Source organism: Duganella sp. Root198D2 (assembly GCF_001428585.1).
Taxonomy (GTDB): Bacteria; Pseudomonadota; Gammaproteobacteria; order Burkholderiales; family Burkholderiaceae_D; genus Rugamonas.
Map to the genome: position 1 here is coordinate 108,087 of NZ_LMIC01000005.1, position 21,323 is coordinate 129,409.

The following is a 21,323-nucleotide window of genomic DNA, read 5'->3' on the forward strand; positions in this document are numbered from 1 at the left end:
TAAAAAAGGGCCGCTCGATTGCGGCCCTTTTACTTACTGGATCACCCTGTAGCAAGGCGTGTAAGCCTTGCCCGCCAGCTTCATCCGGCTTTGCGCCACGAAAGACGCCAGCAGCGCATCCATCGGCCCCATGATTTCCTTGTCGCCGTGGATCTCGAAGTGGCCATACTTCTCGATGGTGCGAATGCCCTCTTCCTTCACGTTGCCCGCTACCACGCCTGAAAACGCCCGGCGCAGGTTGGCCGCCAGCACGTGCACCGGCTGGTTCTTGTGCAGGCTCAGGTTGCGCATGTTTTCGTGCGTCGGTGCGAACGGACGCTGGAACTCATCGTCAATCTTCAAAGCCCAGTTGAAGTAGTAGGCGTCCGAACGCGATTTGCGGTACTCGCGCACCTGCTTCATCCCCTCCTGCATCTCCTGCGCCACCAGCTCCGGATCATCGACGATGATCTTGTAGCGCTTCTGCGCCTCCGGGCCCAGCGTCAGGCCGATGAACTCATTGATCTGCACGAAGTATTCGCGCGCTGTTTCCGGACCAGTGAAGATCAGCGGGAACGGAATGTCCGCATTATCCGGATGCAGCAGGATGCCAAGGATATACAGGATCTCCTCCGCCGTACCCGCGCCGCCCGGGAACACGCAGATGCCATGGCCTACGCGCACGAATGCCTCCAGGCGCTTTTCGATATCCGGCATGATTACCAGGTCGTTCACGATCGGGTTCGGCGATTCGGCGGCGATAATGCCCGGCTCCGTGATACCCAGGTAGCGCCCACCGGTAAAACGCTGCTTGGCGTGACCAATGGTGGCGCCCTTCATCGGCCCCTTCATCGCGCCCGGGCCGCAGCCGGTGCAGATATCCAGCCCGCGCAGGCCAAGCTGGTAGCCCACTTCCTTCGAATAGTTGTATTCAGCGCGGTTGATCGAATGGCCGCCCCAGCACACCACCAGGTTCGGATTGAGCTGCGGCTTCAGTACATTCGCATTGCGCAGGATATGGAATACGGCGTCGGTGATACCCTCACTGCGGGCCAGGTCGAACTTCGGATTCCCCGTGACTTCGTTGCTGACAAAGACAATATCGCGCAGCACCGCAAACAGGTGCTCGTGGATACCCTTGATCATCTTGCCATCGACGAAAGCGATGGCCGGCGCACCTTTGATTTCCAGCTTGATCCCGCGCTCGCGCTGCAGGATGTTGATGTCAAACGACTTGAAGCGATCCAGCAATTCCTTTCCATCGTCGATCGTGCTGCCGCAATTCAGCACCGCCAGGGCGCAGTTGCGGAAGATGTTATAGAGGCCGCCTTTACCCGAGTCGAGCAGTTGGACCACCTCCGCCTTGGACAGGACTTCAAGCCTGCCCTCCGGAGCGATGAGAGTATCGACAACGTTGCTGTCCATGATACATAAATCCTTTTATTTAACTTTTGGGGGACTGCACCTTCAATATACGCTCTTGGTATGCCGATTCACAGACGCAAGCTTGGCAAACATACCACAATGCTGCTTTGCAGCACGCGAATTTGCCCTTAACCGTTCGGGGTGGATTACAATTCGGCTTTTTTTCGACCAGGAGAAACCGCATGAGCGGTCCTATCACGCAAACCACCGAGGCTAAAATCCCTGAGTTCAGGCAGATCATGGGTCACCCTGCTCCGCTCTGGATGCTGTTTATGTCCGAATTCTGGGAACGCTTTGCGTTTTACGGGATCCGCTGGGCGCTGGTACTGTACATCGTTTCGCAGTTTTACCACGGCGATGCGTCGGGCCAGGCGGCAGCCAACCTGACTTACGGTTCCTACCTGGCGCTGGTGTATGCCGGTGCATTGTTCGGCGGCTATGTCGCCGACCGCGTGCTGGGCTACCAGCGTTCCATCCTGGTCGGCGCAAGCTTCATGGCGGCCGGCCTGTTCATGATCGCCATCCCCGACCCGACCATCTTCAAGTTCGGCCTGGCGACCATCATCGTCGGTAACGGCATGTTCAAGCCGAATATCTCGACCATGGTCGGCAAGCTGTATTCGCTGGACGACACCCGCCGCGATTCCGGCTTCACCATTTTCTACATGGGCATTAACGTCGGCGGCTTCCTGGCCCCGATCATTACCCAGCTGCTCGCGCAGAAAGTCTTCAACACCGGCGACACGCCGGCTTACAAGATCGTGTTCATCTCTGCCGGCGTTGGCATGATCATTTCGCTGTTCTGGTTCTACCTGGGCCGCCGCAGCCTGAAAGGCATTGGCGAACCGGCAGCGGAAGCCAAGAGCCCGATGCGCATCGCTTACGTCTCCCTGGGCGCACTGGTCATGATCCCTGTCGTGTACAGCCTGCTGGCACTGGGCGCAGAAAAACTGCAAGGCGTGCTGTCGGTGCTGTTCCTGATCCTGGTGGTGATGCTGATCGTCGAAGGCGTGCGCAACGGCCCTGTGGCCCGCGACAAGACCATCGCCATGATGGTGATCTTCGCCTTCAACATCATGTTCTGGTGCTTCTTCGAACAGGCAGGTTCCTCCTTCACCTTCCTGGCCGACCAGATCGTGAACCGCGAACTGGGCTTCATGACCTTCCCGGTTGCCTGGTTCCAGTCGGTCAACTCGCTGGCCATCATCTTCTTCGCACCGGTTGTGGCAGCAATCTGGGTCTGGATGGGCAAGCGCGGCCAGAACCCATCGATCCCGCGCAAGTTCGCGCTGGGCATTATCGGCAACGGCCTGGCCTTCGGCCTGCTGATGTACGCGCTGACCCACCTGGTCGACGACAAGAAAATGATCCCGTTCTGGACCCTGTTCATGGTCTACGTGATCCAGTCCATCGGTGAGCTGTGCCTGTCCCCGATCGGCCTGTCGATGGTGACCAAGCTGGCCCCGACCCGCCTGGTTGGCATGGGCATGGGCGGCTGGTTCCTGTCCACCGGCATCGGCAACAACCTGTCCGGCATCGTCGCCTCGATGATGTCCGGCGAGCACGGCATGACCGTTGAATCGGCGCTGACCGGCTACACCCAGGGCTTCTGGATCCTGATCGGCGGCGGCGTGCTGCTGTTCATCCTCGCCCCGTTCATCCAGAAACTGATGCACGGCGTGAAATAAAAAAATGGGGTACGCCCCCATTTTTCAAGCAAAAAAAAGGCAGCTTCGGCTGTAATGCCGTTCAGTTAAGACTGAACGGCATTTTTCTTTCTGGATGTTGTAAACGTTGATCGGGGCTGTTAACCTGCGTCACATGCTTGATGACGCACTCCATTTTCTCGTGCAAGCCCAGGAATGCCCGGACTGGGCGCGACTAGGTCAGCATTTGCCCTGCGAGTGGGTCGAGCAAGCGGTCGCGTACACTGGCAAAGCAAGCATCCGTCAACGCCGCCTGCCGGCTGAGCAGGTAGTGTGGCTGGTAGTTGCACTTGCGCTGTATCGTCATCAGTCCATCAGCGAAGTGGTGGATGATCTGGACCTGGCATTGCCGGATGCGCAGGTGCCCTTTGTAAGCAAGAGTGCGGTCGCGCAAGCACGGCAACGCCTTGGTGCTGAACCCTTGCGGGCGTTATTCGAGATATCGGCTAAAGCTTGGTCGGAACAAGACGGTAAGCAATATTTATTCAAGGGGCTGAGCCTGTTTGCGATGGACGGCACGACTTTGAAGACGGCCGATACGCCAGAACATCGCAAGCATTTTGGCTATCACGTTTCTCCCAGCGGGCGAATCTCCAGCTATCCGCAGGTGCGGGGTGTGACTTTAACTGCCGTGCCGACGCACCTGATCCGCGATGCGAGGTTCGGCCCTTATGGAATCAACGAAATGCTCTATGCTAAAGAGCTGCTCACATCGATTCCTGATGACTCGCTCACTGTTTTTGACAAGGGCTTTCTGTCGGCTGAGATTCTTTGCGGCCTGGCTAATGGTGGAACCAACCGCCACTTCATCATTCCCGCGAAGGCCAATACCAAATGGGAAATGGTCTGTGGCACACCGGACGACGGCATCATCGAGATGCGCGTATCGCCCCAAGCACGCAAGAAATGTCCGGCTCTTCCCAAAGCATGGCGCGCTCGCGCCATCACAGTCATCGACCAGAGCGCACGCAAATACGTACTACTGACATCACTGTCCGATATCAAGCGCTATGCGGCTAAGGACATCGCCGCCTGTTACGCGAACCGCTGGCAAATCGAGACCAGCTACCGTGAACTCAAACAGACAATGATGGGCATGGCATTGACTCTGCGCAGCCGTACTGTGGAACGCGTCTACCAGGAAATCTGGGGCACACTGACCGCCTACAATCTCATACGTCTGGAAATAGCCAAGGCAGCGCTGGCAGTGAAATGCGCGCCGATAGAAATCAGCTTCATCCGTGCATTCCACACCATTCAATACGAACTGCACTGGGCTGCTGTGACCCGCGCGCAGGGCAAACTTCCTGCACTGATGCAACGCCTTCGCCAGCGATTGGTCATGCTCCCAAATGAAGGACGGCCCGGTCGAAAAATCGACCGGGCCGTCAAAGCCCTGCCTCAGCGATATGTCGTTCGATACCTGAAAAAGGATCTTAACTGAACGGCATTACAGCTTCGGCTGCCTTTTTTTCAGTTTGCTGCAAGCCAGGCGTCGAGCCTGGCTTCGGCTCCGGCAGGCAAATGCAGTCCGAGCTTGGAGCGGCGCCACAGGATGTCGGCCGCAGTGACAGCCCATTCCTTGCGGCGCAGGTAGTTCACTTCCGCCGCGTACACGCCAGGCAGGATCTCTTCCCCCATGTCGGCCAACGATGCGCAGCCTTCGAGCAGCGTATGAACGCGCGTGCCGTAGGCACGCACATAGCGCTTCACCAGTTCCTGCGGCAGCCAGTCGTACTTGACCTGCACTGCGGCGGCCCAGGTGCAAAATTCCAGCACCGAACGGTTCTGCGGCATGGCGCCGAACAGGTCGCCGCCCGGCAGGCAGGCCATTTCGGTCCAGCCTTTTTCCGGCCGGCCGAGCGTCTTGCACAGGATGTCCGTTGCGTCTTCGGCCAGCTTGCGGAAGGTCGTGATCTTGCCGCCGAAGATATTCAACAGCGGCGCCCCTTCCTTGTCGAGTTCCAGGAAATAATCCCGCGTAACAGCTTTGGCATCGGCCGCTGCGTCTTCCAGCAATGGACGCACGCCGGCGTAGGTCCACACCACGTCGGCCGGGCGCACCGGCTCGCGGAAGTACTCGCTGGCCAAGTCGCACAGGTAGCGGATTTCGCTTTCTTCAATCGTTACACGCTGCGGATCGCCCTTGTATTCGAGGTCGGTGGTGCCGATCAGCGTGAAGTCGCGTTCATACGGGATGGCGAACACAATGCGCCCATCCCTGTTCTGGAAAATATAGGCCTGGTCATGCTCGAAGATGCGGCGCACCACGATATGGCTGCCTTTCACCAGGCGCAGGTTGCGCGACTGCTGCTTGCCCCCTGCCGACTGGATAAAGGACTGCGCCCAGGGCCCTGCCGCGTTCACTACGGCCCGCGTGGTGATGCGTTTTTCCGTACCGTCAGCCTTGCGCAGCGTGGCTACCCAATGGTCGGCATGGCGCTCGACGCCGACGCAGCTGGTGCGGGTCAGGATGCAGGCGCCTTTGGCGCAAGCGTCCATCGCGTTCAGGACCACCAGCCGGGCATCGTCAACCCAGCCATCGGAGTACTCAAAACCGGCACTGAAGGACTCTTTCAACGGCCGTCCCGCCGGATGGCAACGCAGGTTGATGCCGCGCGAACCCGGCAGCAGCTCGCGCTTGGCCAGCATGTCGTAGAGGAAAAGGCCGGCGCGAATCAGCAGCGCCGGGCGCTGGCCGGCGTCGTGCGGCATCACGAAGCGCAACGGCCACATGATGTGGGGCGCACTGCGCAACAGCACTTCGCGTTCCGCCAGCGCTTTGCGCACCAGCCGGAATTCATAGTATTCCAGGTAGCGCAGGCCGCCGTGGATCAATTTGGTGGAGGCGGACGAAGTGTGTGACGCCAGGTCATCCTTTTCGCACAGGACGACGCACAGCCCGCGGCCCGCCGCGTCGCGCGCGATGCCCGCCCCATTGATCCCGCCGCCTACTACCAGTACATCGCAATCTACGTCCGCCATCCGTTCCCCGGCTACTGTTTATAAACTACGCCTTCTTTCATCACGAATCCTACCTTCTGCAGCAGCGTGATGTCTTTCAATGGATCGCCCGCCACCGCCACGATGTCGGCCGCAAAGCCCGGCTCCAGCGAACCGAGGCGGCTCGACTGGCCCAGCAGCGATGCGGCGCTGAGCGTGGCGGAGCGGATTGCTTCCAGTGCAGGCATGCCGGCTTCCACCATATAGGCGAATTCCCTGGCATTCTCGCCGTGCGGGAAAACACCGGCATCGGTGCCAAAAGCGATCTTTACGCCGGCCTTGTAGGCGCGTGCAAACGTGCCCTGGATTTGCGGCCCGATGGCGGCCGCTTTCGGACGCACCAGGGGCGAATAGTAATTCGGTTCCCTGGCCTTGTCGGCGACGTAGCGGCCGGCGCTGATGGTCGGCACGTACCAGCCGCCGGTTTTCCTGAACAGGGTAATGGCCTCGTCGTCCATGAAGGTACCGTGTTCGATCGAATCCACGCCTGCCTTCAGGGCGCGCTTCATGCCTTCCGCGCCGTGCGCGTGTGCAGCGACCTTGAACCCGTAATCCCTGGCTGCGGCGATCAGCGCCTTCAGTTCGGCGTCGTCGAACTGCGAATTCATACCGCTGCTGGCCTGGCTCAGGACGCCGCCGGTGGCGCTGATCTTGATCATGTCGGCGCCCTCCTGGTAGCGGGCGCGCACAGCCTGCCGCGCTTCGTCGGGGCTGTTGACCACGCCCTCGTCCGGGCCCGGCGCGCCGTGCAGGTGGCGCAATTCGCGCGACTGGCCGTTGCTTGGGTCGCCATGCCCGCCGGTAGTGGCAATCGCTTTGCCGGCTGTGAACATGCGCGGGCCGGGAATGGCGCCGGTGTTGATGGCGCGCTTCATGGCGATATTCAAGCCTTCATTGGCGCCCAGGTCGCGCACCGTGGTGAAGCCGGCCTTGAGCGTGCGTTCCGCAAAGGCGACCGAATCGTAGGCCCGGTCGATGGCATCCAGCGTCATCTGGCCGCGCAGGGCCTCGACCTGGGGCTGGGTCTGGCCGGTCAGGTGCACGTGCATGTCGATAAAGCCTGGCATGCAGGACATGGAGCCCAGGTCGACGTCGCCCTTGCCCTTGGTCGGTTCGATCGCCTTCACGGAGCCATTCTCGATATGGACCGTGACATTCTCGCGCCATACGCCTGCCTTGACGTCCAGCAGCCGGCCGCAATCAACCGTCATGGCATTCGCCGCCCCCATCGTCAGCAACAGGCCCGCCGCACCCAGTTTCCTCATCGTCCAATCCCCTTTAACGTGTGGATTTCTCTCGCGCCGCCCAAAGGAGCAGCGCCATGATTACAGCATAAGGCAGCAAGGACAGCAAATCCGCCATCGGCCCGCTGAAGAATGGATTGCTGGTTTCGGCCCATGCGGTCACCGCCGCATCGAAATTGGTCAGCACGCCAGCCGTGATCGCGATCACGATGCCGGCAAGCGCGCCGCCAGCGATATAGCCGGACGCCAGCAGCACGCCCTCGCTGCGGTCGCCTGCCGCCTGCAGCGCTTCCTCGCTCAAGCCGGCGTATTGCGGCAGCTTGTTGTTACGGCGGTCGGCCAGCCAGCGCAACACGCCGCCTACGGCAATCGGCAGCGTGGCCGACAGCGGCAGGTACACGCCAACCGCAAACGACAAGGACTGCACGCCCGACATTTCAAGCACGATGGCAATCATCACCCCCAGCATCACCAGCGTCCACGGCAACTGCTGGTCGAGGATGCCCTTGATGATATAGGACACCAGGACCGCCTTCGGCGCATCGTATTTGCGCACCTCGGTACCGTCCGGGCGCTTGTGGTGCGTGCCGTTGATGCCAGGATCAACGAACCAGACCGCCTTGCCGTCCGGCGCCACCAGGTATTTGCCTTCAGGCCCGCCCTGCGCGTCTGGTTTCTGCCACACTTTGTAGGTTGCACTGTCGCCGGCCGCCTGCGGTCCGTCCAGACGGGCCGTCGCAGTCAGCCTGGAAGCGTCGGTCGCCAGTCCGGGCGCAACCTGGGCAGCCGGCACATACACCGTGCTGGCATTATTCAACTGCAGCAGGATCGGGCCAAGCAGCAGGGCCGATGCCAGCGAGCCCACCAGCATGGCGTATTGCTGCAAGCGCGGCGTGGAGCCAACCAGGAAGCCGGTCTTCAAGTCCTGCGACACCGTGCCGGCATTGGCGGAAGCGATGCAGACAATCGCACCAACCGACAGCGCCGTCACGTAATACTGGCCGCCGGTCCAGCCAACCATCAGGAAGATCAGGCAGGTGAACAGCAGCGTTGCCACCGCCATGCCGGAAGTCGGATTGGACGACGAACCTATTTCGCCGGTCAGGCGCGACGAAACGGTGGAGAACAGGAAGCCGAACACCAGGATCAGCAAGGCACCCAGCAGATTCATATGCAGCGGGGCCGCGGCGGTGATGACCGCAATCAGGGCCAGGCAACCGATTACCACCCACTTCATCGGGATATCCTGCTCGGTGCGGCGCGTAGCGTCAGCCTTGCTGCCATTGCCGACGCCGGACAAGCCGGCCGCCAGGCTGCGCCAGATCATCGGCATGGCGCGCAGCAGCGCAATCAGGCCGCCCGCCGCCACAGCACCGGCGCCGATATACAGGATGTAGGCGCCGCGCACATCGTCAGGACCCATTTCGGAAATCAGCATGGTGCCCGGCGCCAGGATCGTGCTCAGCGGGTCGCCGAAGAACTTGATCATCGGGATCAGCAGCAGGTAGGACAGCACGCCGCCCGCCGTCATCGTCAACGCAATGCGCGGACCGATGATATACCCCACCCCCAGCAGCTCCGGCGATACTTCGGCGCCGATCGAGCCGCCCTTCAGCGGCGCACCCAGCACAACGTCCGGCGTATCCTTCCAGCCCTTGAACGAGACATTGAGCGCCTTGTACAGCAGCCCGATGCCGAAACCGCCAAAGATCAGCCGCGCACGGCGCCGCGCGTCGCGCGCCGCGTCCGACTCGCCCTGCACCGGCTCGCCAGCGGCCTGGCGCGAAGAATCACTGGCCGCAGCCTTCAGCACCTCGGCGCATGCCGTCCCCTCGGGGAATTTCAGCTCATGATGCTGGTCCACGATCATGGTGCGGCGCATCGGGATCATCATCAGGATGCCGAGCAGGCCGCCCAGCACGCCCACCAGCATCACGCGCCAGATTTCAAGCTCAAAACCCAGGATCAGGATGGCCGGCATGGTCACGCCCAGGCCAAAGGCAATCGATTCGCCCGCCGAACCGGCAGTCTGCGCAATGCTGTTCTCCAGGATGCTGGCGTCCTTGCCGCCCATTTTCCTGGCCAGGCCGAAGAAAGTAATCGCAATCACCGCTACGGGAATCGATGCGCTGACAGTCAGGCCCACCTTGAGGACCAGGTACAGCGAAGAAGCGCCAAACACCATGCCCAGCAAGGTACCGAGGAACAGGGCGCGGAAGGTCATCTCCGGCAGCCGCGCCTCGTCGGGTATATAGGGACGGAACACGTAAATCCTTTTAGACTAAAACACCTAGGACTATGGCATATCTAGCAATGAAGTAGCAACTATCGAGTAGTCTATAATGCCCCGACTTAGCAACCGTGAGAGCTGATTTGATCAATCGTCCTTCCTGGCTGAACCGCCGCAACGTCATCCGCGCCAGCATCGGCGCCAGCCTCACCGCCCTGGCCGGCGGCATTGCCCTGGCCTGTTATGCGGCCTTTGTGATCCGTCCCAACCTGCCTACCCTGGAAGCGGTCACCGATTATCGCCCCAAGATCCCGCTGCGCATCTATACCGCAGACAAAGTGCTGATCGGCGAATTCGGCGAAGAGCACCGCGACTTCACCCCGATCGCCGAAGTGCCTGACCTGATGAAGAAGGCCGTACTGGCGATCGAAGATTCGCGCTTCTATGAACACGGCGGCATCGACTGGGTGCGCGTGCTTGGCGCGGCCCGCGCCAACCTGCGCGGCAGTTTCCGCCAGGGCGGTTCGACGATCACCATGCAGGTGGCGCGCGATTTCTACCTCAGCAAAGACAAGTTCCTGTCGCGCAAGCTGGCCGAGGCCATGCTCGCCTATCGCATCGAGGATGCGCTGGACAAGGACAAGATTCTCGAGCTGTACATGAACAATATCTACCTGGGCCAGCGCTCCTACGGCTTTTCCAGCGCCGCCCAGGCTTACTTCGGCAAATCGCTGAAGGAACTGTCGATTGCCGAAACGGCGATGCTGGCAGGCCTGCCGCAAAACCCGTCGCGCAATAACCCTGCAGTCAATCCGAAGAAGGCGCGCTCGCGCCAGCAAGTGGTGCTGCGCCGCATGTTCGAGCTCGAATACATCACCGAAGCGCAGTACGAAAAGGCGAAGAAGGAGCAGCTTCACGTCAACCACCGCGGCCAGGAGTTCGACGTCCATGCCGAATACGTGGCCGAACTGGCGCGCCAGGCCGTCTTTGCGCAGTACAAGGAAGAGAGCTACACCAAGGGCATCAACGTCTACACCACCATCCAGTCGCGCGACCAGGAAGCTGCCTACGATTCCGTGCGCCGCAACGTGGTGGCCTACGACCAGCGCCACGGCTACCGCGGCCCTGAGGCGTCGATCGAACTGCCCGCCGACGAAGAAGAGCGCGGCGATGCCATCGACGAAGTATTGGGCAAGCGCGTGGTCAGCGACGGCCTGATTCCGGCCGTCGTGCTGGAAGCCAGCCCTACCCTGGTCAAGGCGGAAACTTCGGACGGCGACGTGCTGTCGATCAGCGGCGACGGCCTGAAACTGGCCGCGTCCGCACTGTCGAGCAAGGCCAAGCCGGCTATCGCAATCCATCCCGGCGCCGTAATCCGCGTCATGCAGACCGAAAAGAAAGGCTGGGCCATCACCCAGGTGCCTCAAGTCGCCGCTGCCTTTGTAGCGCTGGACGCCAATACCGGCGCCTACCAGGCAATGGTGGGCGGCTTCGACTACGGCCTGCAGAAGTTCAACCACGTGACGCAAGCCTGGCGCCAGCCGGGTTCCTCGATCAAGCCGTTTGTCTACTCCGCCGCGGTCGCCAAGGGCTTCGGTCCAGGCACCGTGATCGCCGACGAACCGCTGGAACTGCCGGGCAGCTCGATCGGCCAGCCGTGGAAGCCGCAGAATGACGACGGCAAGTTCGATGGCCAGGTCAGCATGCGCCGCTCGCTGGCGGCATCGAAGAACGTACCGTCGGTGCGCATCCTGCGCGCTGCCGGCCTGGATGACACCCATGCCTACCTGGCCCGCTTCGGCTTCGACCTGTCGCGCCATCCAAAGAACTTCACCATGGCCCTGGGCACCGGCGCCGTCACGCCGCTGCAACTGGCTGGCGCCTACGCGGTCTTCGCCAATGGCGGCTACAAGGCTACGCCTTTCCTGATCTCGCGCGTGACCGACTCCAAGGGCGTGCCGATCATGGATATCCAGCCGCCGGCGCCTGCCAACTCCGGCGAACGCGTGCTCGACGAGCGTAATGTCTTCATCATGGACAGCATGATGCGCGACGTCGCCCGCAGCGGCACCGGCGCAGCCGCCGGCCGCCTGGGCCGCCCTGACCTGGCCGGCAAGACCGGCACCACCAGCGATTCCTTCGACGGCTGGTTCGCCGGCTACGGCGGCGGCGTGGTGGCGGTAGCCTGGATGGGCTACGACGATCCGAAATCGCTTGGCGGCCGCGAGTTCGGTGCAACGCTGTCGCTGCCGATCTGGATGGACTATATGCGCTCGGCCCTGCCGAAGCATCCCCCGCTCGAGCGTCCGGCGCCGGAAGGCGTGGTGCAGTTGAACGGCGACTGGCTGCTGGAAGAATACGCCAACGACCCGACGGTGCTGGCGATCGACATGGGCGAAGTACCGGGTGAAGGCGAGCAGCCGGAGCCGGCCGACGGCACGCCGCAGCCGCCAGCCGCGCCGGCCGCGCCAGCGCAGCCTGCACCGCCGGTCCAGCCTGCGCTCCAGCAGATCCCGCAACAGCAAGCCCCGGTAGGTACTTGAACATGCCGGGCCCGGCTCCATCGTTCCGGCGCCGGCGCCTGCTCGGCGCCGCGGCGGTGTTCGCGCCGCTGGCGGCCATGGCGCCGGCGGCCTGCGCGGCCCGCCGTATCCCGCGCGTCTGCATGATCCTGTTCCGCGGCGAGACCGATGTGGAGGCCGGTTTCCACCAGTGGTTCAAGGACAACCGCCTGCAAGCGGAATTCATGGTACGCAGCGTCGACATGGACGCCAGCCGCGTGCCGGCCTTGCTCGATGAAGCCCGCGCCTGGCACGCGGACCTGATCTACACCTGGGGTACGCCGGTCAGCCTGGCGGTGGCGGCAAGGGAGTTTAAAATCCCCATTGTGTTCACCATGGTTTCCGCGCCGATTGCGGCCGGGCTGGTGCAAAGCCTGGCCACCTCCCGCCGCAACCTGACAGGCGTCAGCCACGTGGTGCCGGCGCGCCAGCAAATGAGCGCCATCCTCAGTTACCGCCGTTTCGACCGGATCGGCGCGATATTCAATCCGAACGAAGTGAATGCAAGGGTCGCCATGCGCGAAATGCGCGCAGAGGCCGAACGCATTGGGGCCGAATTCACGGCCCACCCGGTCCCGCTGGACGATACGGGACAACCGCGCACCGACGCCATCCCGGGCATGCTGACCGGTCTCGCCGAGAACAAGGCGCAGCTACTCTATATCGGCCCCGACAGCTTTATCGCTTCCCAGCGCATCCTGGTCACTGAAACCGCGCTGGCGCTGGGGCTGCCGGTGTTTTCCGCCGCCGAAGTCGCGCTGCGTGACGGCAGTGCATTGTTTGGCCTGGTGGCTGGCTATATGAATGTCGGGCGCCTGACTGCCCATAAAGTAGCCCAGATCCTGTACCATCGCGTCAAGCCCGCCGCGCTTCCGGTTGAAACGCCGGGCACCTACTCTTACCTCGTCAACATGGACGTGGCACGCCAGCTCGGCATGATGCCGCCGGCGCGCGTGCTGCAGTTTGCGGAGCAAATCAAATGATCCCGCTGTCGCCGCCGGTATTGCAGCAAATGACCATAGGCCTGGCCTATGGATTGACTGACGTCGGCACTGTACGCCCCAGCAACCAGGACAACTTGCTGCTGCTGCCGGAAATAAATCTGGTCGCGGTTGCCGACGGCATGGGCGGCCACGTCGGCGGCGACATCGCCAGCACCGAAGCCTTGCTGCTGGTGTGGAAGCACCTGCGCACCCAGCACGTCCCTGGCAGCGACGCCGAGGCGCTGCGCCAATTGCATGAGGCAGTCCTTTTCGCCAACAGCACCCTGTTCCACAATAATTCGGCTGCAGGGCTGGCAGATGGCTATGGCATGGGTACGACGCTGACCGGCATGTGGCAGCCGCATGCCGATGGCCCGGCTTTCATCTTCCACGTCGGCGACAGCCGTATCTATCGCTACCGCGACGGCCACCTGGCGCAGCTAACGCACGACCAGACCCTGTACCAGCAAGCGCTGGAAGCGGGCATGAAAGGTATCCTGCCGCCGCGCAACCTGCTGCTGCAGGCGATCGGGCCGGCCGAAGAGGTGCGCCCGGACGTATTCTCGCAGCAGCTGGCGCCAGGCGATATTTACCTGCTGTGCAGCGATGGCCTGTATGGCGCGTCAACGCACGAGGCCCTGGCAGCGCTGCTGGGCAGTGCCGGCCCGGACAACCTGCCGCAAACCTGCGCCGCACTGGTCGAAAAAGCCAAGCAGGACGGCAGCCGCGATAACATCACGGCCGTCCTGCTGCTCTGCCGCGCTTAAAACTCTTCCCAGTCCTCGTCAGGCTTGCCCACCGCGGCAGCAGGACGGCGTGCACCGGCCCGCGGCGCGGCATCGGCCTGCGCCTCGCGATCCGCGCCGCCCGCAGCGACGGCCGGTGCCGCCATTTCATTGCGCCGGGCCGCACGCTGCTCGCTGCCGCGCGCCGGCCGCGCCACTGCCAGCGCCCTGGCCTGCGTTGATGGCCGCCGTGCCGGCGCCTCGGCCTCCAGACGGGCCATCGCCGAAGCATCCAGCTTGAACACGCCCACCACTTCCATCAGCCGCGCCGCCTGCTCCTCCAGCGCCGCCGACGCCGCGGCGGCTTCCTCGACCAGCGCCGCATTCTGCTGCGTCACATGATCCATCTGGCTGATCGCCGTATTAATCTGGTCGATGCCCGCGCTTTGCTCCTGCGTCGCCAGGCTGATTTCGGAAATGATGTCCGTCACCCGCTGCACGCTGGTAACCACCTCGCCCATGGTCGCTCCGGCCTCGCCAACCAGCCGGCTGCCAGCGCCAACCTTCTCCACCGAATCGCCGATCAGCTGCTTGATCTCCTTCGCTGCCGCCGCCGAACGCTGCGCCAGGTTGCGCACCTCCGATGCCACCACCGCAAAGCCGCGCCCCTGCTCGCCCGCCCGCGCCGCCTCCACCGCGGCATTCAGCGCCAGGATATTGGTCTGGAAGGCAATGCCGTCGATCACGCTGATGATGTCCACGATCTTGCTGGACGACTCGTTGATCGAATCCATGGTTTCCACCACGCGTGCCACTACCTCGCCGCCCTTGGCAGCCACCGTGGATGCCGTTTTCGCAAGCTGGTTCGCCTGCAGGGCATTATCCGAATTGTGGCGTACGGTGGAAGTCAATTCCTCCATCGACGAGGCGGTTTCCTCCAGCGAGCTGGCCTGCTCCTCGGTGCGGCTCGACAGATCCATATTGCCGGTAGCGATTTCCGAAGTGGCATTCGCGATCGTGCCGGTCCCTTTGCGCACCTGGCCCACAACGCGGATCAGGCTTTCGTTCATGTCTTTCAGCGCCTGCAGCAACTGGCCGGTTTCCTCTTTCGTCTCGACCACGATGTCGCTGGTCAGATCGCCCGCCGCCACAGTTTGTGCCACCTGCACCGCCGACTCGATCGGCCGCGTGATCGCCAGTGCGATATACCAGGCAATGACGATCGCCAGCACCATCGCCACCGCGGCCGTCGCCATCATCGTGCGCTCCGCCGAAATGACTGTCTCGGTGCCGGACTTGATGGAGTCCTGCGCGATGCGGTCGTTAAGCTCTATGATCCTGTTCAGGCTATGTTCCGCCTTGGCGAATAACGGTCCCGAAGCCTGGTACTGCTGGAAGAACTGGGCAAACAGCTCCTTCTGCTTCGCTTCGTCCTTGTTTCCGGCCAGCGCGGAGACGGTTCCGCCAAGCTTCCCATCGGCCCCCTTCCAGGCATCCCATTCGGCTACAAACTGCTTCCACATCACCGCTTCTTCATCGGTTTGCGGCAGCGGCTCGTACTTCTTCCAGCCGGCCATTGCTTTCGCCCAGGCCGCGTCACGCGCTTTCGCCACCTCAGCGAATTTGGCCTGCGCCTGGTAATCGTTCTCGTAGATCGCCGTCTGCAGGGTCGCCTTATCGACCGCCGTCTGGCCCTCGCTCAGGACCAGCAAGCCGTAGATGGAAGGCAGGCGCACCACGCCTATCTCGTTGACCGACTCGCCCACACTGGCGATACCGCGGTAGCCGGAGACGCCAAGCACCGCGAGCGCCAGCATCATTACCGCCACCAATACCGCCAGTTTCCATTTGATCAAGAGATTCTTGAACATGACTCCACCCTTTCTTTCGAGGCAACATTATTAATCTTGTGGTATTTGGTGAGATTGTGCTCTTATCAGATGAATATCGAGCTTAAATTCCCGTGCGTCAACGCAATCCAGCCCCCACGCGCCATTCATGCAACAAAGTGTTTTGGCACTGAAGGAACCCACCGTGCTTATTCAGCAATCTTGCCGCGCTGCCCGCCGCCGGTGCTAGATTGGGCTCTCCCACCACCAATCAGCACAGGAGGCTTTATGAAGAAGTTCGTCTGGCAGCTGCTATCGGTCCTGTTCATCGCAATCACCTCACTTCCCGCTTCCGCAACCGGCTACACGCAAACCCGCTACCCCATCGTCCTTGTCCACGGCCTGTTCGGCTTCGACAGCCTGGGCCCCCTCGAATATTTCTACGGCGTACCGGGCGCCCTGCGCAGCGGCGGCGCACGGGTTTATGTAACCTCGGTGTCGGCGGCCAACAGCACGGAAGTGCGCGGCGAACAGCTCCTGTTCCAGGTTCGCCAGGTACTTGCCGCCACCGGTGCGGAAAAGGTCAACCTGATCGGCCATAGCCACGGCGGCCCGACCTCGCGCTATGTCGCTTCGGTGCGGCCCGACCTGGTCGCCTCGGTGACCAGCATTGGCGGCGTGAACAAAGGCTCGAGGGTGGCGGACGTGCTGGTCGGCGCAGCCCCGGACCTGGTCTACAGCGTTGGCAACGCCCTGGGCGGCTTCCTCGGCCTGATTTCCGGCAGCTCCTCGCTGCCCCAGGATGCCTATGCCGCGGCACAGTCGCTCAGCACCGCCGGCACCGCCGCTTTCAACGCCCGCCATCCTGCCGGCCTGCCCTCGACCTCCTGCGGCGAAGGCGCGCACCAGGCCAATGGCGTGTATTACTTCTCCTGGAGCGGCGCGACGCCCTATACCAATTTCTTCGACCCGGCCGACCCTTTCCTCGCCGTCACCTCGATTGCTTTCGGCGGCGCCAAGAATGATGGCCTGGTGGCGAGCTGTTCGTCCCATCTGGGCCGCGTAATTCGCGACGACTACTGGATGAACCACCTCGATGAGGTCAACCAGATGGTAGGCATCACCCACCTGTTTGAAACCAGTCCGGTCACGCTGTTCCGCCAGCACGCCAACCGTTTGCAGGGTATGGGCCTGTGAGTACCCGGGGACGGATGGCATGGGCGGCGTGTGGCCTGGCAGCTGCCGCTGTCGCCGCACTATGGATACATGGCGCTGCAGCGCCGTCGGCGCCGGCGCCCGGGTCAAGTGCACCGCCGGCGCCGGCGAGCACGCCCCCCTTCGTCCCCTCCATGGCCGGCACCCAGCCTGACGGCCGGCTGGGTGCCGCTGCCGGCGATACACTCGAAGTCGACGCCGAACTACGCCACCTGTTCGACTACTACCTGTCGGCACTGGGCGAAGCGGAGCTGCCGGCCATCCGGGCCGGCATTGAGAAGGAGCTGGAGAAGCGGCTGAAACCCGGCGCAGCCGCCGATGCCAGGCGGCTCCTCGGCCAATACCTGGCCTACAAGCGTGCCCTGGCCGAGGCCGAGCGCAGCCAGGGAGCGCCCGCTTCCGGCACTTCGTTCGCCGCCGCCGCCCGCGGCCGCCTTCTCGCCATGCAGGAATTGCGCAAACGCTATTTCACGCCCGCCGAAGCCGCCGGCCTGTTCGGCGATACGGATGCCCGCGACCAGGATGCCATCGCCCGCCTGGCGCTGCTGGACGACAAAACCCTGGCGCCGGACCAGCGCCTGCAACGGATGGCCGACCTTGACCGCAGGCTGCCAGCCGGGCTCCAGGAGGAACGGACCGCCCCGCTGCGCGTGCTGAACGTGGAGCAGCAGGTCGAAACCGCCCGCAGGGGCGGCGCCGGCGACGATGAGGTGTACCGCCTGCGCGCAACAGCATTCGACCCGCAAGCCGCCGGCCGGCTGGCCCAACTGGACCGGGAACAAGGCGAATGGCTGCGCCGGATCAGCGCCTACCGCACTGCAAGCGCCGGCTTAGGCGGCAACCAGGCCGCAATCCAGCAATTGCGCGATAGTCTTTTTACATCGTGGGAACAGAAACGGCTGGGCGCCTACGAATAGGTGCTTGCACTATAATGTGGGGCCAGCATATTAGTGTCTCCTCAGTTAGCGCCACGTTTGCATGCCCTTCGACTTCAAAAAAGCACTTCCCAAACCCGGCAACCGCTTTGCGTTGCCCAATCTGTTCGGCTCCGGCGACGCTTACGCGCTGGCGCACGCGGCACTCGAATTGAAGGCACGCGGCCAGATGCTGGCCGTGGTCGTCGCCCAGGCCAGCGACGGCCAGCGCCTGCTGGCGGAGATTGCGTGGTTTGCCAACGGCGGCCTGCGCTGCAACCTGCTGCCCGATTGGGAAACCTTGCCTTACGATGCCTTCTCGCCGCACCAGGACCTGGTATCCGAGCGGCTGGCAACCCTGCATGAGATCCAGACCGGCCAGTGCGACGTCGCCATCATCCCGGCCACGACCGCACTGGTGCGCATGGCGCCGCCCTCCTTCCTGGCCGCCTACACCTTCTTCTTCAAGCAAGGCGAGTCGCTGGACGAGGCCAAGCTCAAGTCGCAACTGACCCTGGCCGGCTACACCCATGTGTCCCAGGTGATGTCGCCCGGCGAATATTCGGTGCGCGGCGGCCTGATCGACCTGTTCCCGATGGGCTCCGCCCTGCCGTACCGCCTGGACCTGTTCGGCGACACGATCGAGACCATCCGCACTTTCGACGCCGACACCCAGCGCTCGCTGTACCCGGTCAGGGAAGTGCGCCTGCTGCCGGGCCGCGAATTCCCGATGGATGAGACCTCGCGCACCGCGTTCCGCAGCCGCTGGCGCGAAACCTTCGAAGGCGACCCATCGCGCTCGGTGGTCTACAAAGACATCAGCAGCGGCATCGCTTCGGCGGGTATCGAGTACTACCTGCCGCTGTTCTTCGACGAAACCGCCACCTTCTTCGACTACCTGCCGCCGGAAGCCAGCGTGGCCATGGTCGGCGACATCGACGCCGCCATCAAACGCTTCTGGGCCGACACCGAGTCGCGCTACAAATTCCTGAAGGCCGACCGCGAACGCCCGATCCTGCCGCCGCAGGACATTTTCCTGGGCGACGAGCAGTTCTTCGTGCTGGCCAAGCCGCACCCGCGCCTCGCCATATCGCGCGACATGTCGCTGCCATCGTCCGAACTGTCGGCGCCGATCCCGAACATCGCGGTGAATCGCCACCTGGACGACCCGCTGACCAACCTGCGCGCCTACCTGATGCAGTCCGGCCGCCGGGTGATGATCTGCGCCGAAAGCAACGGCCGCCGCGAGACCCTGCAGCAGTACTTCGCCGAATTCGACCTGTCGCCGGCACTGATCGAAGGCTTCGACGGCTTCCTGGCCAGCGACGCCAAGTTCACGCTGGGCGTCTCGCCGCTGCACGCCGGCTTCGAACTGGATGAGGGCATAGCCTTCATCACCGAGACCGAACTGTATGCCGGCAGCGGCCGCCGCGCCGGCCGCAAAAAACAGGAAGCGGTCACGCAAGTCGAATCGATGGTGCGCGACCTGTCCGAGCTCAAGATCGGCGACCCTGTGGTGCACATCAACCACGGCATCGGCCGCTATATGGGCCTGGTCAGCATGGACCTGGGCGAAGGCGAAACCGAATTCCTGCACCTGGAATACGCCAAGGAGAGCAAGCTGTATGTGCCGGTGTCGCAGCTGCACGTGATCTCGCGCTACTCCGGCGCCTCGCCGGACGACGCCCCGCTGCACACCCTCGGCTCCGGCCAGTGGGACAAGGCCAAGCGCAAGGCCGCCGAACAGGTACGCGACACCGCCGCCGAACTGCTCAACCTGTACGCCCGCCGCGCCGCCCGCCAGGGCCACTCCTTCGAGTATTCCTCGCACGATTACGAACGCTTCGCCGACAGCTTCGGTTTCGACGAAACGCCGGACCAGGCGGCCGCGATCATGAACGTGATCAAGGACATGACCTCCGGCAAACCGATGGACCGCCTGGTGTGCGGCGACGTTGGTTTCGGCAAGACCGAAGTCGCCCTGCGCGCCGCCTTCATTGCCGTCATGGGCGGCAAGCAGGTCGCCATCCTGGCGCCGACCACCCTGCTGGCCGAGCAGCACGCCCAGACCTTCGCCGACCGCTTCGCCGACTGGCCTGTGCGCCTCGCCGAAATGTCGCGCTTCCGCACCGGCAAGGAAATCGCCAACGCCATCAAAGGCATGCAGGACGGCACGCTCGACATCGTGATCGGCACCCATAAACTGCTGTCGGACGACGTCAAGTTCGACCGCCTCGGCCTGGTCATCATCGATGAAGAGCACCGTTTCGGCGTGCGCCAGAAGGAAGCACTGAAGTCCCTGCGCGCCGAAGTCGACGTACTGACCCTGACAGCCACGCCGATCCCGCGTACCCTCGGCATGGCCCTGGAAGGGCTGCGCGACTTCTCCGTGATCGCCACCGCGCCGCAAAAGCGCCTGGCCATCAAGACCTTCGTGCGCAGCGAGAACGACTCCATCATCCGCGAAGCCGTACTGCGTGAGCTGAAGCGCGGCGGCCAGGTCTACTTCCTGCACAACGAAGTCGAAACGATCCAGAACCGCCTGGCCAAGCTGACCGAAATGCTGCCGGAAGCGCGCATCGCCGTTGCCCACGGCCAGATGCACGAACGCGACCTGGAAAAAGTGATGCGCGACTTCGTGGCGCAGCGCTACAACATCCTGCTGTGCACCACGATTATCGAAACCGGTATCGACGTGCCGACCGCGAACACCATCATCATGCACCGCGCCGACAAGTTCGGCCTGGCCCAGCTGCACCAGTTGCGCGGCCGCGTCGGCCGATCGCACCACCAGGCTTACGCATACCTTCTGGTGACCGACGTGCAAGGCCTGACCAAACAGGCGCAGCGCCGCCTCGACGCCATCCAGCAGATGGAAGAACTGGGCTCCGGCTTCTACCTCGCGATGCACGACCTGGAAATCCGCGGCGCCGGCGAAGTGCTGGGCGAAAACCAGTCCGGCGAAATGCTGGAAGTCGGTTTCCAGCTCTATACCGACATGCTGAACGAAGCCGTGCGCTCGCTGAAGGCCGGCAAAGAACCCGACCTGGCGGCCCCACTGGCCACCACCACCGAAATCAACCTGCATACGCCTGCCCTGCTACCCGCGGACTTCTGCGGCGATGTGCACGAACGCCTGTCGATCTACAAACGCCTGGCCAATTGCGAAACCCAGAACGCAATCGACGACCTGCAAGAGGAGCTGATCGACCGCTTCGGCAAACTGCCCGACCCTGCCAAGGCGCTGGTGGAGACCCACCGCCTGCGCATCGCCGCCAAGACCGTCGGCATCATCAAGATCGATGCCCACTCGGAAGCGGTCAACCTGCAATTCATGCCGCAGCCACCGATCGACCCGATGCGCATCATCCACCTGATCCAGAACCAGCGCCACATCAAGCTGAACGGACAGGACAAGCTCAAGATCACAGCGAATATGCCTGACCTGGCGGCCCGCGTGAACCAGATCAAGACCGCCATCAAACAACTGACATGAACAACGACATGAC

General features: G+C 62.8%; 13 protein-coding genes. 8 read left to right on the forward strand and 5 right to left on the reverse strand.

Annotation, left to right across the window (positions count from 1 at the left end; all coding sequences use genetic code 11):
* Positions 1–33 precede the first annotated feature (33 nt).
* Positions 34–1,404 carry a nucleotide 5'-monophosphate nucleosidase PpnN gene (gene ppnN / locus ASE26_RS07800; protein WP_055926526.1) on the reverse strand — a complete coding sequence of 457 codons (1,371 nt, stop codon included), beginning with the start codon at positions 1,402–1,404 and terminating at the stop codon, positions 34–36.
* Positions 1,405–1,586: 182 nt separating this feature from the next.
* Here ppnN and ASE26_RS07805 point away from each other — a divergent pair, with 182 nt between their 5' ends.
* Both ASE26_RS07805 and ASE26_RS07810 read left to right on the forward strand, forming a co-directional pair.
* Positions 1,587–3,092 carry a peptide MFS transporter gene (locus ASE26_RS07805; protein WP_055926528.1) on the forward strand — a complete coding sequence of 502 codons (1,506 nt, stop codon included), beginning with the start codon at positions 1,587–1,589 and terminating at the stop codon, positions 3,090–3,092.
* A gap of 133 nt (positions 3,093–3,225) precedes the next feature.
* Positions 3,226–4,554 (forward strand): IS4 family transposase, encoded by a 1,329-nt coding sequence (locus ASE26_RS07810; RefSeq protein ID WP_055926530.1) that lies wholly within the window; start codon positions 3,226–3,228, stop codon positions 4,552–4,554.
* A gap of 29 nt (positions 4,555–4,583) precedes the next feature.
* On the opposite strand, the gene glpD is transcribed toward ASE26_RS07810, so the two are convergent.
* From glpD to ASE26_RS07825, 3 genes are read right to left on the reverse strand one after another with little or no spacing between them, the layout of a single operon-like run.
* Positions 4,584–6,095 (reverse strand): glycerol-3-phosphate dehydrogenase, encoded by a 1,512-nt coding sequence (glpD, locus tag ASE26_RS07815; protein ID WP_055926533.1) that lies wholly within the window; start codon positions 6,093–6,095, stop codon positions 4,584–4,586.
* An 11-nt stretch (positions 6,096–6,106) separates the two neighbouring features.
* Positions 6,107–7,378 (reverse strand): amidohydrolase family protein, encoded by a 1,272-nt coding sequence (locus tag ASE26_RS07820; protein WP_057245936.1) that lies wholly within the window; start codon positions 7,376–7,378, stop codon positions 6,107–6,109.
* A gap of 13 nt (positions 7,379–7,391) precedes the next feature.
* On the reverse strand, positions 7,392–9,623 hold the full coding sequence (locus tag ASE26_RS07825; RefSeq protein WP_229208125.1) for an OPT family oligopeptide transporter: 2,232 nt from the start codon (positions 9,621–9,623) through the stop codon (positions 7,392–7,394).
* Between the two features lie 107 nt (positions 9,624–9,730).
* Between ASE26_RS07825 and ASE26_RS07830 the strand changes: the two genes are divergently transcribed.
* The 3 genes from ASE26_RS07830 to ASE26_RS07840 are packed head-to-tail and all read left to right on the forward strand — an operon-like array spanning position 9,731 to position 13,898.
* Positions 9,731–12,130: a penicillin-binding protein 1A gene (locus ASE26_RS07830; protein ID WP_229207063.1), complete on the forward strand. Its 2,400-nt coding sequence runs from the start codon at positions 9,731–9,733 to the stop codon at positions 12,128–12,130.
* 2 nt (positions 12,131–12,132) lie between these two features.
* Positions 12,133–13,131 carry an ABC transporter substrate-binding protein gene (locus ASE26_RS07835; RefSeq protein ID WP_055926539.1) on the forward strand — a complete coding sequence of 333 codons (999 nt, stop codon included), beginning with the start codon at positions 12,133–12,135 and terminating at the stop codon, positions 13,129–13,131.
* Complete coding sequence (locus tag ASE26_RS07840; protein ID WP_055926541.1) at positions 13,128–13,898, forward strand: PP2C family serine/threonine-protein phosphatase; 771 nt, start codon at positions 13,128–13,130, stop codon at positions 13,896–13,898. Before ASE26_RS07835 ends, ASE26_RS07840 begins: the two co-directional genes overlap by 4 nt.
* Here ASE26_RS07840 and ASE26_RS07845 read toward each other — a convergent pair.
* On the reverse strand, positions 13,895–15,727 hold the full coding sequence (locus ASE26_RS07845; RefSeq protein ID WP_055926543.1) for a methyl-accepting chemotaxis protein: 1,833 nt from the start codon (positions 15,725–15,727) through the stop codon (positions 13,895–13,897). The two genes, ASE26_RS07840 and ASE26_RS07845, sit on opposite strands and share 4 nt — an antisense overlap.
* 246 nt (positions 15,728–15,973) lie before the next feature.
* On the opposite strand from ASE26_RS07845, the gene ASE26_RS07850 reads away from it, so the two are divergent.
* The 3 genes from ASE26_RS07850 (at position 15,974) to mfd (ending at position 21,310) form a co-directional block, all read left to right on the forward strand.
* On the forward strand, positions 15,974–16,882 hold the full coding sequence (locus ASE26_RS07850) for a triacylglycerol lipase (RefSeq protein ID WP_055926545.1): 909 nt from the start codon (positions 15,974–15,976) through the stop codon (positions 16,880–16,882).
* Positions 16,879–17,817, forward strand: a complete 939-nt coding sequence (locus ASE26_RS07855) for a lipase secretion chaperone (protein ID WP_156409898.1) — start codon at positions 16,879–16,881, stop codon at positions 17,815–17,817. The genes ASE26_RS07850 and ASE26_RS07855 overlap by 4 nt, the downstream gene beginning before the upstream one ends.
* A 61-nt stretch (positions 17,818–17,878) precedes the next feature.
* Positions 17,879–21,310, forward strand: coding sequence for a transcription-repair coupling factor (gene mfd, locus ASE26_RS07860; protein WP_055926548.1), 3,432 nt, complete (start codon positions 17,879–17,881; stop codon positions 21,308–21,310).
* Positions 21,311–21,323 lie beyond the last annotated feature (13 nt).

Bases quoted from the DNA above. Each gene is read 5' to 3' on its own strand.
- ASE26_RS07850 (WP_055926545.1), top strand. From the start codon at position 15,974: ATGAAGAAGTTCGTCTGGCAGCTGCTATCGGTCCTGTTCATCGCAATC.
- ASE26_RS07820 (WP_057245936.1), bottom strand. From the start codon at position 7,378: ATGAGGAAACTGGGTGCGGCGGGCCTGTTGCTGACGATGGGGGCGGCG.
- ASE26_RS07805 (WP_055926528.1), top strand. From the start codon at position 1,587: ATGAGCGGTCCTATCACGCAAACCACCGAGGCTAAAATCCCTGAGTTC.
- ASE26_RS07845 (WP_055926543.1), bottom strand. From the start codon at position 15,727: ATGTTCAAGAATCTCTTGATCAAATGGAAACTGGCGGTATTGGTGGCG.
- ppnN (WP_055926526.1), bottom strand. From the start codon at position 1,404: ATGGACAGCAACGTTGTCGATACTCTCATCGCTCCGGAGGGCAGGCTT.
- glpD (WP_055926533.1), bottom strand. From the start codon at position 6,095: ATGGCGGACGTAGATTGCGATGTACTGGTAGTAGGCGGCGGGATCAAT.
- ASE26_RS07810 (WP_055926530.1), top strand. From the start codon at position 3,226: ATGCTTGATGACGCACTCCATTTTCTCGTGCAAGCCCAGGAATGCCCG.
- ASE26_RS07840 (WP_055926541.1), top strand. From the start codon at position 13,128: ATGATCCCGCTGTCGCCGCCGGTATTGCAGCAAATGACCATAGGCCTG.
- mfd (WP_055926548.1), top strand. From the start codon at position 17,879: ATGCCCTTCGACTTCAAAAAAGCACTTCCCAAACCCGGCAACCGCTTT.
- ASE26_RS07835 (WP_055926539.1), top strand. From the start codon at position 12,133: ATGCCGGGCCCGGCTCCATCGTTCCGGCGCCGGCGCCTGCTCGGCGCC.